The organism is Methanococcoides mangrovi, assembly GCF_052057775.1.
GTDB lineage: Archaea > Halobacteriota > Methanosarcinia > Methanosarcinales > Methanosarcinaceae > Methanococcoides.
In genome coordinates, this window is the sequence record NZ_CP195121.1 from 158,395 (window position 1) to 174,912 (window position 16,518).

Genomic DNA, 16,518 nt, shown 5'->3' on the forward strand with positions numbered 1-16,518 from the left:
TAAATTTTAATTAACGTTAATTTTAATTGTTTTAAATGAAGGACTTTATTACGTTAATTCGAGGAAAATAAAACCAATAAAAAATGAAAAAAAGAACAGCATTTTCCCGGTATCCGAAAGGAAACGCTGCCAACCTTTGTCTTACAGCTCACTTCTTTCGCATGAAACCGAAGTAAATCAATCCCGCAGATAACAAGACCAGCAAAGCTCCCACTACATCAGAACCAGAGAAGGAAGATGATGAGGAAGACTCATCATGAGTACTCTCACGTGTCATCTCATAGCCTTCAACGTAATTGTCCTGTGGAGAATCTGTTGGCTGATCGGTTGTAGTTCCATAACCTGTAGCATCAGTACTTGTGCTTGTGCTATTAACAACGTTTGCCGAAGATGCGCTCGAACTGCTCTTTCGTGAGCTGGTTGCAGGAGTAGGTTGTGTTGCATCCTGCATCAATCTGTTGTACTCATCAATGGTTTCCTGACTTACAACTCCAGGCACTGACATTATTCCCTGCACATACTCGTCAAGCAGAGCATTTCCACAGGTGTGATGGCAGCATGTAACACCATTCTCGACAACAGATTCAACATATTCCCTCACCAGATTCTGGATCACTTCATCGGATGCATCCCAGTAATCCTTTCGTGTTGTTTCAAGCATGCGGGCTAGCTGGGACTGATATTGATAGGGGTTCTCTTGGTAGAACTCATCCAGACCGAGATCATATTTGTCCAGTACATATGCATCATACATCATATTCCAGTCATCGTCTGTGACCATGTCCGGGCAGGTGGCATCCCAACCCCACATGTACTCCGTGAATTTCATGAATTCCCTTGCACCGGCATAATCGAATTCCATCATTCCGGTCATCCATGAAGGATTGAGATACCTGGCACGCAATTCATTCCTGAAAGCATCTTCAAGTGTGATGATCTGAGGATTATCCACATCCTTGAACTCGGCAATATACATATCAGGTGTTTCACCTGTCAGTGATCTGACAGCAAGCCCAAGTCCTCCGAGATACTGGAAGAAATCATCGTTGTCGATGAGCCCATAGAGGTTAGAAGTGTCACTGTGCATAGCCACATCAACATCTTCGAGGTTCATTTTGAACACATCTTCATTGTTTTCTCCCCATGTGTCTACTCCATATATATTGGACATTCTGGAGATGTAGAGATCGGCCATCTTGCTTTCGTCATCCCAAGTATCACTGGCAGCAACCGCTTCAGAGATTCCTGTTCCATAAGAACCAGGCGGTTCACTGAACACCCTTGACCTGGAAATGTATTCTGCAGTCTCATTATCGTAACCCATTGCAATGAGCTCAGCTTCCATCTCAAGTGAGTTCCTTCTGACAAAGTTGAACTCCTCACTCTCGTTGAGATCTGCAACTATACGAACAGCTTCGTCCATCCATTCCAGCTGAAGTGGGAAGGTATCACGGTAGAGACCAGATGGGAGGATGAGTACATCTATCCTTGGGTGTGTCATATTCTCTTCAGGAATGACATTGAAACCTGTAATCCTTCCACTGCTCCTTTCAAGTTCCACACCAATAAGAGCGTAGATCTGTGCTTCCATGAGTCCCTTGTGACGCATTGTTTCAACTGACCACAAGATAAAGGCCTGTTTATCAGGATATGCACCATTTACTGCATAATAGTCTGCTACCCACTGATCAATAAGGATTCTTCCAAGCTCCTCTGTTTCAGCATCAGGGAACTTCCTCTGATCAAAACTGTAGAAGTTCCTTCCGGTTGGCAATGCTTCTGGATTGCGTATAGGGTCATTTCCTGGTGCAGGTTCAATGTATTCTGCATTGAGTGCACGCAATGTCTGGTCGATCTCACGTGTTGTCTGAGCCAGCTGATCGGAATAATACAATGCCTGATCAAGATCTGCTGTTATGCTGGAATCAGTAAGATTAAGCACCTCAAGTTGGGCAGCTGACACATCAGTTCCATTGACCAGAGTAGCATTCAGAAGATCAGCTGCATATGCGTTGGCTGCATTCTCCCAGTCTTCCTCGTCTCCCGTGTCTTTCGGAATCACACTGTAGATGTGGTCAATGAAATCACTGCGAAGCATTGACTTGACCATTGAGACAAGTTTCTCATTCTCAGGTGCAACACCAAAGATGTGGAGTCCGTAAGGCATGAGTGTTGTCTGTAGTTCATGCAGATAGTCATGGAGCACTGAATCAAGGAAAGTTTCGAATTCCACATCATTCATACCATTTAATTCATCACTTGTGACGCCCAGATCGTTCGCCAGACAGAGTGAATCGTATAATTCAATGGTACTGTTACGATAGAGTTCCATCTTTGCAGTATCATTGATGCTCTTGGCATCTTCGTAACTGTGTATCTTCTCGTGCATTATTGATAAGTTACCATAAAGTCCTGCCTCCACTATCGGTGGTGTCAGGTGGTCTATGATAACTGCATTACCTCTGCGCTTTGCCTGAGTACCTTCTCCGACATTATCCATAATGTAAGGATAGATCACAGGGGTTTCCGCAACCATTATTGAAGGATAGTCATATCTCCAGAGACAAACTTCCTTTCCAGGCAACCATTCCTGTGTACCATGGGTACCGAAATGTATCATTGCATCTGCATCATAGACGTTGTTGATCCAGAAGTATGTTGCAAGATACTGATGTGTTGGCGGAAGTTCCTTATCATGATAAAGGATGCTCTCATCTGAAAGGGTACCTCTGATAGGCTGTGGTATGAAATTTATGTTACCAAGCTGAACTGTCGGGATGACAAAGTTTCCTTCGTACACCATTATGTCGCCAGGAGCAGGTCCCCATTTGCTTTCAACATCCTGCCTCACAGATTCAGGAAGTGTGTTGTACCAGGCAAGATATTCACTTACAGGAACAAGGGTCACATTACCGGAGTTGACAACCTTCTCAAGTTCTCCGGGAGCCCATGAACCAACGTTCCTGCTTTCAATGAACAGATCGATGAACTCACTGGTATTTGGTATTGTACCATTGCCAATATCATATCCCTCTGCCTGCATCTGCTCAAGAAGCAGTGTGAAACTTGAACCTATATCCAGATAGCTGGCACCGATGTTGTTCTTACCACCTTCATGGTTGTAGTATATGATGCTTACCTTTTTGTCAGAATTGTCTGTTTTGCCCAACTCTGCCCATGCAATGGCCCTGTCACTTATCCACCCAACCTGTTCCATTATTGGTTCGTAATATGACTGACCTGTCACAGGATCTTTAACAATACCAGCTACCCATATGTAATCCGTACATCCTTCGATCTCAGGGTATGCAACCTGGTAGTAAAGGGATGTAGTGCTCAATCCATGTGTGCTGTTGTAGTACTCGGAAGGCGACTGGTAATAATCATATATGCCTTTTATTACCGGAACGTTGTATCCGGTGAGATACTCCTGACCTTCTACCAGATCAAAGTTTATGTAGAAACCTTTCAGGGAGATCATTGAATCTACGAGAACAGTTCCATTGTTTGAGTAATATTCAGCTGCCCTGTTTCCATCCTCGTCATCCATGAAAGCAAGACCAGTTGCATAGATCACATTACAACCCTTTGATTCAATGTATCTTATCAGAGCATCGTCCGCTGTAAAAGCAAGAGTATTAGACTCAAGTGCATAATTTACAATTCCTATAGTTGGAACATTTGAATCGTAAACATGGCCACCATCTATCCGGTTTGAATACCATTCAAGGTACTCTGTACTATCCTCAAAGATCCTTGGGAAGGCATCAGGATGATAAATACCATTTTTTGGTATAGGAGGTTCGGTTACCGGCCCATATTCAATATAGACATCTTCAAAATTTGATCCAATATAGCGAATCCATCTTTCCATGTTGATAGTTCCACTGTTCGTGAAATAATCGACCATGACACTATCAGGCAGACTATCCATATCAATGGTGCCAATTCCAGTAGCTAGCTCACCCATTCCAAAGACACCTATCTCTGTACCACCATTTTGGGCATCAATAAGAGCATCTTTGAAAAGAGGGAGCTGGTCAGCACCGACCATATAGAGTATAATTACATCCTGATCGGAAAAATCACTAATATTAGTAGCTTCCTCCCCATTCATCAGTGTAACATTGAAACGTTCTGCTATGACTTCCCTATCATTAAGAACCTGATCAAGATAATACAGATTTGTTTCTGCATTTAGTATGAAAGTAATATTCACTTTTGGAAGCAAGACCTGAGGTTCGTCTATTGTTTCATGTTCCCATACATCCGCAAACTGCTGACCCATGAACATGAGCATATTTTCCATGTTTGTTTGTCCACCCTGAATCCAGTATCTTTCTATATCGGTATATTCGTCCGAAGATAGGTCAAGGTTAGACAGGGCGTTTGAAGAAAGATCATAACAGATAACCTTCGCTCCAAGCTCTTTGCCAACGTTAATACTTGTTGTCCAGTTTTCGATTGTGTTTTCATCCTGTGATTCAAGGAAAATTATTCCAAATTCTGAAAACTCATAATCTTCAGGCACAGGATCGTCTTTTGTAAAGATCGTTACATTCAACTCTGACGAGATGTTGGCATCTTGTGCAGCATTGATCAGTGAAACTTCATTGTGATCCGTACCAAGGACAAATAAGATTTCAGTGTAATCAACATTTACATTGTCCCAGAAATTGATTATTGGATGATCACTGTATTCTGTTGCAAGATAGATAAGAAGATCTTCTGCATTCTCAAGCCCTTCACCTGTTACATCCATATTGATGTAATAGTTGTATACCTCGTCATCAGCACTACCATTTGAAATATGATCAAAATAGGGAGGAGTGTTTGTACTAGCCTTCACGCTTAACAAAGAGGTACCATTATCATGGACTGCTTGCAGAGTCTCGTTTATGCTAAATCCGGTTGTAGCACTTGTTGTATTATAAACTTTAGAACCAACCATCTCAAATAAGATCACATCCTGAGATGCTAAAAGACCATTATCTGCAGCTTCAAGTAATTGATCACTTGCGTACCAGGTTGCATTATATGCAGGAATGGCAGTATATTCTATAAATTGACTATGATCGTTTGTCAGCTTTGCAGTCTCCAAAGCATCACTTTCTTGATAATAAACATATGTTATTCTCAGAGGCGTCAATAATCTCGTGATCGTAGGATCATTACCATAATCTTTTGCAAGACATATTAGCAGATCCTCTGCATTTTCAAGCCCTTCACCTGTTACATCCATATTGCTGTAATAGTTGTATACCTCATCATCAGCACTACCATTAGAGATATGGTCAAAATAGGAAGGAGTGCTTGTACTAGCCTTTACGCTTAACAAAGAGGTACCATTATCGTGAACTGATTGCAGAGTCTCATTTATGCTAAATCCAGTCGTGTTACTTACCGTGTTGTAAACTTTTGAACCGACCATCTCAAACAATATCACATCTTGAGATGACAAAAAACCATTGTCTGCCGCCTCAATCAATTGATCACTTGCATAATAGCTTTCATTAAATGCAGGAATGGCAGTATACTCTATAAATTGACGGTAATCATTTGTTAGTTCTGCCATTTCCAGAGCATCACTTTCTTGATAATAAACATAAGTAATGTTAACCTTTGATTCTTCAGCCGACACCACTGGCGAAGCTGCCAGCAAAATCAAAACACTTAAAAGTAATAATCTAGGTATTATATTTCGCATGTTATCCACCCGATAATGTGTAAGACACCCCGGCACTTTGCTTGACGGCTGTCCGGGGTGTATCAAACTTTCATTATCAACACATTTTCATTCTGTTTTTTAATTGGTCATTTCCACACACTCTTGAAAGGATCAGGTGCTCGTTTCGTTCCCCGAATCTGGAACGTAAACAACACGACCATCGGCCAGCTGGTAGGCCGTTCCCAGTGCCTCACCGGTACCACCACCGATCTGTTCGGTCATGTTCAGCACTTCTATGTCCTGGCCTTCCTTGACTATGATCTTCATATTCTCCTGACCGGGATTCTTCACAATGGTTATATCTTCAGTAGGACTGAGCAGCTCAGGAAGCTGGAAAGACATAACAAGAGCTATCAGTAATGCTACTGAGAACACCATGGCAACATCAAAGAGGTTGGCAACTCCTGTAAGAGGGTTCTGGTCTTCTTCCTCATAGAGGATGCCCGTACGCCGGTACCTTTTCTTACCCATTATTCGATCTCCATGGAATCAACAAGATAATCGATATCTGCCATGTCCTGCCAGTACCACCTTTTCCTGACCAGTGTAAGTACGTACCCCACGATACCTGCAAAAAGTCCGAGTACGGTTGTTGCAAACGCGATCATCAGGTTGTTGGCGAGCTGAAGGATATCACCCTGTGCAAGACCGATGAGTGCAGGACCCAGTGGAATTAAAGTTCCCATTAGTCCAAGCATAGGAGCTACTGTTGACAGTATCTTTGTTTGTTCCAGACGCTTGGTCATCCTGACCTCGTACTCTTCTGAAAGCCAGTCAATAGAAGAGAGGCTGCTCTTTTTCAGGTGCTCTGCTGCATCATGTGCAAAAGATGTGACAAGCTGGTTCTGGTCAAGTTTCAGAAGATGTGATGCGGCTTCATCATAGGAGGATTTCTTGATATTCTCCTGAACGTTTCTGCCAATATGTTCCAGTTCTTTGACGTTTCGGTGACGTTTTGCATATTCGGAGATGAACTCACCAATAAGTCCAAGAGATAATGCAATTGTCAGGATCAAAAGTATTACCACCGGATACAGCATGGCAGATGCAGCGGTATACATGATCTGGAACAAAGAAGAATCAATACCCATATTTAGTTACTCCTTATTTTTTCAAGAACAAATCCACCGGCAATGAATATTGCAAAGACCACGAACGGAAGGATCTCCACAGGTGGTGCGTGATACGGAGGGATGTTCATCTGTTTTGTTTTAATGTAAGTAGGTACCAGGATAGCTCCCATGAGATAGTAGATACCAAGGATCATCATGATGTTACCAAGGGTCTCCGGAGTCTTGTTCAGCTTCTTGCACAAAAATGAAGTTGCAACCACAGAAACGAAGAATACAATTCCTACAAAGAATCCGATAAGCAGACCGCCCATCTCAAGTGATGTTGCCAGAAGCATACAGGATATGAAGAGCGCTGTCAGGCAGACTGGACAGGGCAGGGATATCACGAGGAATGTGCGATGCGATACATCGCAACCACAATTCCACTGCTTCTGGGTATAGATGCCTGCACCGATGAGGAGCAATGCGACCAGAACGTGAAGAGACATTCCCATGCTTGCGATCAGGTCAAGGTTTGACTGGTCTACATATTCTATGAGACTGCCAATGATCACTGAAAGAATAAAGTAGCTACCTGCAAGAGCAAGGATCTGTTTTGTGCTGCGATTGGAAAAACCACAACCTATGCCGGTCTTAATACCAAATAGAAGGATAGCTATCAGTATTCCCACAACAGTGAGAAGTACCATGTTCATTCACAAGCACCTCTTGAACTTTTGTTTAGAATGTATGTTATTGACAACACTTCTACCACCCAAATTAATAGTTTTTTACACCAAATTAGTTCAAATATAATACACACATAAATTAGACAAGTATAATTGAGTGCCACATATGAGAACATTATAGTATATAAAACTGATTTTTTGCATCACATATGTAGTACATTTAGATAACAATATAGATACTAAAAGTAATATAAGTTATTTAATAGAGTACCAAAAATAGAGGCTAATTTCCATCCCACAGATGTAAAGATCAAAAAAATAAAGCTGCTATGAACCATAGATGTGACCTACAAAAATTTTTGTTGACAAAAAGATATGAACACACGGAATGAAACAAAGATGATCCACAATTTCCAGTATATACGGCAAATATGAAAAAAGAGAACATATCATGTAAAAAATATTACGGATAATGGTTGAGTTCATACCTAACACAAACCCTGCAATATAGAATCCCGGGTATAGAATATCAAAATACTTATCACATATCATAAGGTTAGAAAGATTGATTCCAATGAAGAAAGCAATATTACTTGTTATACTTGCAGGCATTGTCCTTATCAGTGGCTGTACAGGCAATTCCGGGGATCAGGAAGATACAATGGTGAAAGAAGGAGATTATATCACTGTCAATTACATTGGCCAGCTTGAAGACGGAACCATCTTTGATACATCACTGGAAGAGGTAGCAAAGGAAGCAGGCCAGTACAACCCTGCAAGGGAGTACAGCCCTCTCGGGTTCACTGTGGGTGCAGGCCAGATGATCAAAGGCTTCGACAACTGCGTGGTCGGAATGGAGATAGGAGAAGAACGTACTGTGACGATCCCTGCAGCAGAAGCATACGGAGAATACAATGAGGAACTTGTCCAGCCTATCGAGATCAGCAAGCTCAACGAGATGGGGATCGAGCCAGAGGTTGGAATGGCACTCTACACCCAGCACGGGCAGGTAACAGTATCAAAAATGAATGACACCCATGCATTCATCGACTACAACCACCACCTTGCAGGAAAGACACTTGTCTTTAAGATAACACTCGTGTCTATCGGACAATAAAAGAACAGTCACTAAAAAACAACAAAAACGGATCAAGGATGGAAAAGGAAGAAAAGATCGTAGCGATCCTGCTGGTGATGGCCATCCTGTCACTGGCAGTAGCTTATTTTACATACCTCCCGGGAGAGATCACAGGAGATGTCCGGCCACTGGCCGATTCATCCGGACTTGGAGAGAAGGTATTTGTGGAAGGGGAAGTCCTGAGCAAGCGCCTCACATATACCGGAGACCACCTTATTCTAGAAGTTGAACATAGCACTCAGCCAATAACTGTCTTCATACCCAACAACAAGGGAGCAGAAGAGATCAACGAAAAGGTCTCCAGAGGTGACAGGGTTCATATTACCGGCATACTGGACGAATATGAAGGAAAACTGGAGATTGTTGTCCAGAAGGAAAAGGATGTGCAGATCTTCTGAAAGACAATTACAAAAAAACTTCATGACGGTAACAATATAAGTGAAAAGGTCGTTTTCTAGAAGCATGAAAGCGTGTATCATGTGCGGGGGAGAAGGCACACGACTTCGTCCTTTGACCTTTGACAGACCAAAGCCAAGTATACCAATTGTGAACAAGCCTTCCGTTGTGCATCTGATAGAGCATCTTGCAAAAGAAGGATTCACAGAGATCATCATTACGATAGGGTACATGGCTGAAAAAATAGAAGAAAGCCTTGGTGACGGGCGTATGTACGGAGTACATATCGACTACGTTTATGAAGAAAAAAAGCTTGGTACTGCAGGCGGTGTGAAGAACGCGGAGGAGTATCTCAAGGATGAACCATTCATTATTGTGGGCGGAGACCATGTAATGGACCTTGGCCTTCGTAATATGTACCAGTTCCATGAAGCAAACGATGCTATAGTGACCATCGGACTGATGTCCATCGATGACCCACGTGAATTCGGTATCGCTGACATGGACGTGAACAACAGGATACACCGCTTTTTGGAAAAACCTGGTGCCGGAGAAATTTTCAGCAATCTTGCCAGCACAGGAATATACATGTGTTCACCGGAGATCTTCGACTGGATACCTGAAGGTGAACAGTATGACTTTGCAAAAGACCTGTTTCCTGCATTGATGGAAAAGGGGATGAACATAAATGGCATGTTGAAGCGCGGCCACTGGACTGATGTGGGTAGCGCAAACGCTTACAGGCAGGCTCAGAGATGGATGCTTGACTCCCTTCCGGGAACCACCATCGAGGGGAATTTCAAGACCACGAATGCACGCATCAGCGGACCCCTCCGGATAGGGAACAACGTGGTCGTTGGATCGAACTCGGCACTTGTAGGACCAATTGCCATCGGTGAGAACACCACCATCGGAGACAATGTCCTGATAGGACCATATACTACCATCGGCTCCAATTGCGTCATCAAAGACAACAGCAGGATATTATCATCATACATATTCAACAACGTCACCGTCGGGGACAACTCCAATGCATCCGGTTCAATTATAGATAACAACACGGTCATAGGAAAGAACTGCAGCCTTGAGAACGGAACTGTCATCGGCCCACGTGTGAACATTAACGATGATACCATCATCCATTCCGATGTAAAGATATGGCCGGAGATCGATATAAAATCGGGCTCAAGGATAAAGGAGACAATAATCAACCCCGAGTTCGAATAAAGTATAGATAACAGAGAACATGAATCGATTCCTGAAGTGGCTCGTAATCTCACTACTGTTAAGCTTCGCATCAATTGGATTTCTGCTGGTCTTCACAGTGGATACGACCACAATCGATTCTATTCTTAACATCAAAAAGGAAGCGATCTTTGCTGCCATTACACTTCAGATATTTTCATATATTGTCTGGGGATTCCGTACAAAATTCATGTGCCAATCCCTGGGACACGATATCAGTTCATTGAAGACCACGGAGATCGCCATATCGAGCCTCCTTGTAGCTGCTGTCACACCATCTTCTGCAGGTGGGGAAGCCCTGAGGGTCCACCTGTTATCAAAGAACGGGATCCCCATAGGACAGGCAACTTCAGTGGTAATTGGAGAGCGACTCACGGATGCTTTTCTGATACTTCTTACAGCCCCCATCGCACTCTACATCTTCAGAGGTGTGATCCCGGGAGATAATTTTGATATACTCCTAATCACAGGCGAAGCAGTGCTCCTCTCAGCTCTCGGGGTCCTGATATATGCTGTATGGAAACCACACCGGATAAAGAGAATGATACATTTCCTCGTACGCAGGACAAGACGTTTTCATGGTAAGAAGACCGACGAAGCACTTGCACATCTGTTGAAAAAGGTGGATACGGAAGTGGACGATTTCCACTTCGGCCTGCGATACCTGTTGAAAAAAGGAAGAAGAGGTCTGCTATACGGAACAATATGCACTATGATCTATCGCTGCACACTCTATTCCATCCTGCCGGTCATACTCTGTGGGCTGAACCAGTCGCCTGAAGTGGTGATTGCATTCGCAGCACAAATCCTGTTGACGATCGTAATGATAATCCCTGCAACCCCGGGTGCGAGCGGCGTGGCAGAATTTGGTGCAAGCTCATTGTTCTCAGTACTGGTCGCATCCCCTGCACTGATAGGAATAACCGTACTGGCCTGGAGAGCACTTACATATTACACCAATATAATTGCAGGAAGTTTTGTGAGCCTAAAGGTCCTCAAGGATGCAGATTTCATGAACAGCTCAAATGAAGAGTAAGAAAAAGATGGACAGAAAAAGACAATCGGTAAAAATGATGAAGAAAGAGAAGACGGATCACACGGTCATATGATCCATCAGCCTTTCCACACCACTTGCCTTTTCCATGACCTCATTCTTACTTCTATAAGGCACCCCGCTATAGATCTGAGAAGCTTCAAGATCCGTTATACCGGGGATCTCCCTGATAACAGAAAGGGGTGCGGAATTGATATCAAGCGGATATGGGATGGCCTTTATGGAACGCTGCCCGTGTCCCACCACCACGACATCCGTGAACTTCCACAGCGGAAGTGTCAGCGGAATACCGACAAGCAGAGGATAGGTGCCAAACTGCCTGCCAAATGTCAACTCATGCTTTGAGCTCTCGTCATGGACCTCACACATCACATCCCGAAGTATAGTCCCTCTGGGTACGACCTTGCGAAGCATAGGAAGGTCGATCTCCTTTCGGACCTTCTCCTTGTACTTCAGGAACAGTTTCTTGTGCTTCCCCACAAGCTCATCGTTGCCATAGACACGGGTTCCCGGAAATGCCATGACCTGTCTGATGTTGATCCTCCTTACCAGAAGTCCCGAGTCCAGCACTTCCCTGAGGAAATCGTAGTTCAGCTCAAAGGTCTTCTTTGTCTCACCGGGCAGACCGTGAACAAAGTTCAAGCCCGGAAGAAGCTCGGGAAGACCGTTGCTGCCCCGTGAAGCACCGACCTCGTTGAACATCCTGATGACCTCCATCACATCCTCCGGCATTGCCTTCAGGTCATTGGCACGAACCACTGCCGGATCGGCACTTTCCATACCAAGTGCAGCAATATCCCCGGGGGTGTGATGACGGACGATGGTCTTCATGATCTCAAGTCCCTGCTCGGGGTAAGCAGCAATGGTTGCCGGATTTGCATTGTCCATGTGCAGCACCTGAAGATCGGGTGCAACCCTGCGTATGCCTCCGTAGAGAGATTCCAGTACCGACGGGTCTGGCTGCAGGATGTCCGCACCGATGTCCTTTGCATGGAAACCGAACAGGTCGGGCTGCCTTCCTATACGGAAATATTTCGCACCGGCAGAGTAGAGGGAAGAGACCTCATCGACCACATCTGATACCGGACGGAAATCCGAAGTACCGTAGAACCTTTCGGTACAGAAGGAGCAGTGAACCTTGCGACCACAGCCACGGTAGGTCTCAAGCTCGCACATGACATACGGATACTCCGGATGCTTTTCGATTATGAAAGCTCCAAGAACAGACCATTTGCCGATCTCATCCACAGTCCTCAACCTGTGCCCGATGCCTTCCGGATCGAGCAGTGAACCGCTCTCAAAGAGATCATAGACAAAGGCCTCGATGTCCTGCTTTGCAATGACAACATCCTCTGCTTCGATACCCAACTCACTGGCAGCGGTTCCACCTTCTTTACTGAAACCCAGACGGATAGGGCCACCTATAACTTTCAATCCCGTGGAAAGGCTGCAGATGTTCTCTATCTCGCCGGGAGTGATAGGAGATGACCTCAGGTACTTACCCGGGACGGTCATGCCAGACAATATGACCACAAGGTCTGCACTTTTTAATGCAAGGACATCATCCGCGGTTGCTTTCCTGAGCTGATCGATGGTAAAATAATGAATATCTTCTTCTGAGATGCCCCTGTCACGAAGGGCACCGGCTATGTAGCGGATGTAGGGAGAGATGTATGGCGGAACCCCGAAACATGCGGGTTCATCCACATAGCCGTCTATTATCACTGTTCTCATGAGAATTAGAATGGAAGGATTCCTTATAAATGAACCTTTTGAAGAGAGATCATATCAGAATCAGTGAGATCAGAATAATAAGGTTTAATATTGTACCAGAAATAGCATCTTTCCAGCCAAGCACAGTAAGGACCAACGAATACGCAGCTGCTGCGAACAAGCCGGTTTGCCACCAAACCTGATCCGTGAACATGCCATAGGCGGCAATAGTATAAGCGGCGGTTGCAACCAGCCAGGCAAACCCCAACACGTAGGTCCCTCGCTCTCCAATATCCAGTACCCCGCCCAGAACCTTAGTGGAATAGTGCTCATGCAGACTGATCTTCCAGAAGGTGACAACACCAAAGAGATGGATTAAGCCATGCAGCAGGATGATAATTGCAATCAGTTTCAGTAGCATCTATATTTCCTCCATTTTATGAGAATAAATTCAACCCCTATTGTGTTTATAGTAAACCTGCCGTATATAGATAATCATATTTCATGAGATCAAACATTTTCCCTTTCCTCCGGGCTGATGAATTATTTCCCTGCCTTTAAGCAACAGGACAGAACCCCATGAAGTACTTATACTTTAATCGTATAGGATAGTAAGTCATGGAGTTTTACTGAGGTTATCATATGAGAAGTGACAATACAAAGAAAGGAGATGCACGTGCACCAAACCGCTCGCTTTTGAAAGCGATAGGTGTTACCGATTCTGAGATGAAGAAGCCGTTCATAGCTGTTGTGAATTCCTGGACCGAGTTCATTCCCGGACACATTCACTTAGACAAGGTCGCAGAAGCGGTAAAGGCCGGTATTCGCAATGCAGGTGGTGTTCCTTTCGAATTCCATACCATAGGCATCTGTGATGGTATCGCGATGGGACACGAAGGAATGAAATATTCCCTTCCAAGCAGGGAAGCCATCGAGGACACCATTGAGATCATGATCCAGGGGCAACAGATGGACGGTATGGTCATGGTAACATCATGTGACAAGATCACACCTGGCCACCTTATGGCTGCAGGAAGACTTGACATCCCTACAATGGTCGTCACAGGCGGACCAATGCTTCCGGGATATGTGGATGACAAATATACAGACCTTGTTTCCGTCTTCGAAGGTGTCGGTGCCTGCCAGAGCGGTGCAGCCTCATCTGAAAAACTGAAACTGCTTGAAGATCTCTGCTGCTGCGGTGCAGGTTCCTGTGCAGGAATGTTCACTGCCAACACCATGGCATGCATGACAGAGGCACTGGGACTCAGCCTGCCAGGTTGTGCAACCGCACATGCAGTTGATGCAAAGAAGATGCGCATGGCAAAAGACACCGGCGAGAGGATCGTGGAGCTTGTAAAGGAAGGGATCACAGCACGCCAGATAGTCACCGAGAGATCCTTCGAGAACGCTATAATGGTCGATCTTGCAGTCGGAGGAAGTACCAACACAACACTTCACCTGCCTGCTATTGCCCATGAGTTCGGAATTGAACTTACACTTGAGAAGTTCGATGAGCTCAGCAAGACGACCCCACACCTGATAGGACTCAGGCCTGGCGGAGAGAACTTCATGCTCGACTTCGAGAGAGCCGGTGGAGTTCATGCCATCATGAAGAGACTTAAGTCAAAGCTCAACCTTGAAGAGAAGACCATCACCGGAAAGACCGTTGGCGAGAATGTCGATGAGTTCGTCATTGTCAACCCGAAGCTGAACGCCCGTATCCTGACCACACTTGAGAAACCACTCCACGAGGAAGGCGGGATTGCAGTCCTGAAAGGAAACCTCGCACCTGACGGAGCAGTTGTCAAACAGGCAGCAGTGGATGAGAAGATGCTCAAACACTCCGGCCCTGCAAGGGTATTCGATAGTGAAGAAGAAGCAATGTCAACCATCATGAAAGGCGAGATCGGGCCAGGAGATGTCGTTGTCATCAGGTACGAAGGACCAAAAGGAGGTCCGGGAATGCGTGAGATGCTCTCTCCAACCTCAGCAATCGCCGGAATGGGACTCATCGATTCAGTAGCACTCATCACCGACGGAAGGTTCTCAGGCGGTACAAGAGGACCATGTATCGGCCACATCTCGCCGGAAGCCTATGAAGGCGGACCGATCGGCCTGATACAGGAAGGCGACATCATCGATATCGACATGCCTGGAAGAAAGCTTGAGCTCAGGGTTTCAGACGAAGAGCTGGAAAAGAGAAGGGCAGATTTCAAACCTGTTGAGAAAGAGGTCACCGGTTACCTTTCACGTTACAGGAAAACAGTCAGCTCCGCAAGCAGGGGAGCTATCAGGGATTAAAGCTGCTGATCAGGCAGCTTTTCTTTTTTATTTCGTTTTATTTTAGACTAACATCAGCCAAATCACTTTGCAGGAAGTCTTGTAAGGTAAACTATGTCATCCTTCACAATATTGGATATCCTGCCGGCTGATAGAAGTTGATCTATTTTTGACTCCACATCCGGATCTGCATACCTCTTGGAAAGAAGACTTTTGATCACATCTTTCTTTACTTCCGCACCTGATGGAAGATAGGCAAATATACAGCTTTCAAGCTTGTCAGCAGCCGGAGCAGATCCATCAGGAACATAGGGATCGGTACTCTCCGTCTGAACAGGATGTTCCACCACCAAATAATTTTGTGGAGCAGAGTATAAGGCTTCAGCTTCGAATAACAGAGGTTTTGAGGACCGTATCAGAAAAGGAGCACCTTCAATATCATTTCCCGATACATCCGGAGAACCGTTTTCGATCTGAGTTTCCACCGCACCATGATCCTCAATTCCTGCTGAAGCATCTTCCAGATCATCCAGCAATTCCGGAGGTATCCTGAGCTCCGGGAAGGAAAGTGTAGCATAAGGAACCGATCCATCGGATATTTCGGTAACGAGACTACCAGCCTGCTCCGCAGAGGTATTATGATCTCCGGATTTACTATCGGCCATATCGGACAGGGAAGCCCTGCCTTTAAGGAACTGGATATTGGAATTCATATCAATGATCTGCTTCTCAAGATCACATACACGATCTGTCAGATCAAAAATGATGCTCTCGAAGCAAGCCATCTTCTTAAATGGAGAGTTGCTGTTTTCATCAGGAGAAGAAACGGCATCTGAAGTTAACTTTGGCTCCGGAATCCCATCTCCAAGATCGGGATCTGTGAGACTGGCATCAAAGGATAATGTGGCGTCATCGTCAGCTTCACTAACTGTCGAACCTTCCTCTTCAAAAGTGTCTTCAAGTTCAAAGTATGCATCTTCAGGAAGATCTTCAAAATTATCCCCGGGATCGTTGGTTTCAGCAGCAATAGTCTCCCCGGCTGTTGCTTTCAAACCATCCTCAATAAGTCCTGCCAGAAAGGAATCCCTGTCAGGAACATTGGACAGTTCCTTATACAACTCATCGGAAATACTGATCTTAAGTTCTTTCATGCCACATCAACCCGGGAAAGCTAAAAAGAATATGCGCCTAAAGGATACATAAGCATTTCCAAAAAAAGG

12 protein-coding genes are annotated in these 16,518 nt (G+C 44.8%); 5 read left to right on the forward strand and 7 right to left on the reverse strand.

Annotation, left to right across the window (positions count from 1 at the left end):
• Positions 1-148 precede the first annotated feature (148 nt).
• The 4 genes from ACR3I3_RS00855 to ACR3I3_RS00870 form a co-directional block, all read right to left on the reverse strand.
• On the reverse strand, positions 149-5,575 hold the full coding sequence (locus tag ACR3I3_RS00855) for a cobaltochelatase subunit CobN (RefSeq protein ID WP_440952698.1): 5,427 nt from the start codon (positions 5,573-5,575) through the stop codon (positions 149-151).
• A 264-nt stretch (positions 5,576-5,839) separates the two neighbouring features.
• Positions 5,840-6,199 carry a DUF2149 domain-containing protein gene (locus tag ACR3I3_RS00860; protein ID WP_440952699.1) on the reverse strand — a complete coding sequence of 120 codons (360 nt, stop codon included), beginning with the start codon at positions 6,197-6,199 and terminating at the stop codon, positions 5,840-5,842.
• On the reverse strand, positions 6,199-6,819 hold the full coding sequence (locus tag ACR3I3_RS00865) for a MotA/TolQ/ExbB proton channel family protein (RefSeq protein ID WP_440952700.1): 621 nt from the start codon (positions 6,817-6,819) through the stop codon (positions 6,199-6,201). The genes ACR3I3_RS00860 and ACR3I3_RS00865 overlap by 1 nt, the downstream gene beginning before the upstream one ends.
• A 2-nt stretch (positions 6,820-6,821) precedes the next feature.
• Complete coding sequence (locus tag ACR3I3_RS00870) at positions 6,822-7,496, reverse strand: DUF2162 domain-containing protein (RefSeq protein ID WP_440952701.1); 675 nt, start codon at positions 7,494-7,496, stop codon at positions 6,822-6,824.
• Between the two features lie 547 nt (positions 7,497-8,043).
• Here ACR3I3_RS00870 and ACR3I3_RS00875 point away from each other — a divergent pair.
• The 4 genes from ACR3I3_RS00875 (at position 8,044) to ACR3I3_RS00890 (ending at position 11,284) form a co-directional block, all read left to right on the forward strand.
• A complete protein-coding gene (locus ACR3I3_RS00875) occupies positions 8,044-8,586 on the forward strand; it encodes an FKBP-type peptidyl-prolyl cis-trans isomerase (RefSeq protein ID WP_440952702.1) in 543 nt (180 codons plus the stop codon).
• A gap of 38 nt (positions 8,587-8,624) precedes the next feature.
• Positions 8,625-9,005 carry an OB-fold nucleic acid binding domain-containing protein gene (locus tag ACR3I3_RS00880; RefSeq protein WP_440952703.1) on the forward strand — a complete coding sequence of 127 codons (381 nt, stop codon included), beginning with the start codon at positions 8,625-8,627 and terminating at the stop codon, positions 9,003-9,005.
• Between the two features lie 64 nt (positions 9,006-9,069).
• Positions 9,070-10,230, forward strand: a complete 1,161-nt coding sequence (locus ACR3I3_RS00885; protein ID WP_440952704.1) for a sugar phosphate nucleotidyltransferase — start codon at positions 9,070-9,072, stop codon at positions 10,228-10,230.
• 19 nt (positions 10,231-10,249) lie between these two features.
• A complete protein-coding gene (locus ACR3I3_RS00890; RefSeq protein WP_440952705.1) occupies positions 10,250-11,284 on the forward strand; it encodes a lysylphosphatidylglycerol synthase transmembrane domain-containing protein in 1,035 nt (344 codons plus the stop codon).
• Between the two features lie 57 nt (positions 11,285-11,341).
• Here ACR3I3_RS00890 and ACR3I3_RS00895 read toward each other — a convergent pair whose 3' ends face one another.
• Together ACR3I3_RS00895 and ACR3I3_RS00900 are read right to left on the reverse strand one after the other, a co-directional pair.
• Entirely contained in the window at positions 11,342-13,036 is a 1,695-nt protein-coding gene (locus ACR3I3_RS00895; protein WP_440952706.1) for a radical SAM protein, read from the reverse strand.
• A gap of 49 nt (positions 13,037-13,085) precedes the next feature.
• On the reverse strand, positions 13,086-13,436 hold the full coding sequence (locus tag ACR3I3_RS00900) for a hypothetical protein (protein WP_440952707.1): 351 nt from the start codon (positions 13,434-13,436) through the stop codon (positions 13,086-13,088).
• 221 nt (positions 13,437-13,657) lie between these two features.
• Between ACR3I3_RS00900 and ilvD the strand changes: the two genes are divergently transcribed.
• Positions 13,658-15,319 (forward strand): dihydroxy-acid dehydratase, encoded by a 1,662-nt coding sequence (gene ilvD / locus ACR3I3_RS00905; protein WP_440952708.1) that lies wholly within the window; start codon positions 13,658-13,660, stop codon positions 15,317-15,319.
• Between the two features lie 62 nt (positions 15,320-15,381).
• On the opposite strand, the gene ACR3I3_RS00910 is transcribed toward ilvD, so the two are convergent.
• Positions 15,382-16,449 (reverse strand): hypothetical protein, encoded by a 1,068-nt coding sequence (locus ACR3I3_RS00910; RefSeq protein ID WP_440952709.1) that lies wholly within the window; start codon positions 16,447-16,449, stop codon positions 15,382-15,384.
• Between the last annotated feature and the right edge of the window lie 69 nt (positions 16,450-16,518).

Coding starts and splice junctions, on each gene's coding strand:
- ACR3I3_RS00855 (WP_440952698.1), bottom strand. CDS start 5,575: ATGGCAGAACTAACAAATGATTACCGTCAATTTATAGAGTATACTGCC.
- ACR3I3_RS00860 (WP_440952699.1), bottom strand. CDS start 6,199: ATGGGTAAGAAAAGGTACCGGCGTACGGGCATCCTCTATGAGGAAGAA.
- ACR3I3_RS00865 (WP_440952700.1), bottom strand. CDS start 6,819: ATGGGTATTGATTCTTCTTTGTTCCAGATCATGTATACCGCTGCATCT.
- ACR3I3_RS00870 (WP_440952701.1), bottom strand. CDS start 7,496: ATGAACATGGTACTTCTCACTGTTGTGGGAATACTGATAGCTATCCTT.
- ACR3I3_RS00875 (WP_440952702.1), top strand. CDS start 8,044: ATGAAGAAAGCAATATTACTTGTTATACTTGCAGGCATTGTCCTTATC.
- ACR3I3_RS00880 (WP_440952703.1), top strand. CDS start 8,625: ATGGAAAAGGAAGAAAAGATCGTAGCGATCCTGCTGGTGATGGCCATC.
- ACR3I3_RS00885 (WP_440952704.1), top strand. CDS start 9,070: ATGAAAGCGTGTATCATGTGCGGGGGAGAAGGCACACGACTTCGTCCT.
- ACR3I3_RS00890 (WP_440952705.1), top strand. CDS start 10,250: ATGAATCGATTCCTGAAGTGGCTCGTAATCTCACTACTGTTAAGCTTC.
- ACR3I3_RS00895 (WP_440952706.1), bottom strand. CDS start 13,036: ATGAGAACAGTGATAATAGACGGCTATGTGGATGAACCCGCATGTTTC.
- ACR3I3_RS00900 (WP_440952707.1), bottom strand. CDS start 13,436: ATGCTACTGAAACTGATTGCAATTATCATCCTGCTGCATGGCTTAATC.
- ilvD (WP_440952708.1), top strand. CDS start 13,658: ATGAGAAGTGACAATACAAAGAAAGGAGATGCACGTGCACCAAACCGC.
- ACR3I3_RS00910 (WP_440952709.1), bottom strand. CDS start 16,449: ATGAAAGAACTTAAGATCAGTATTTCCGATGAGTTGTATAAGGAACTG.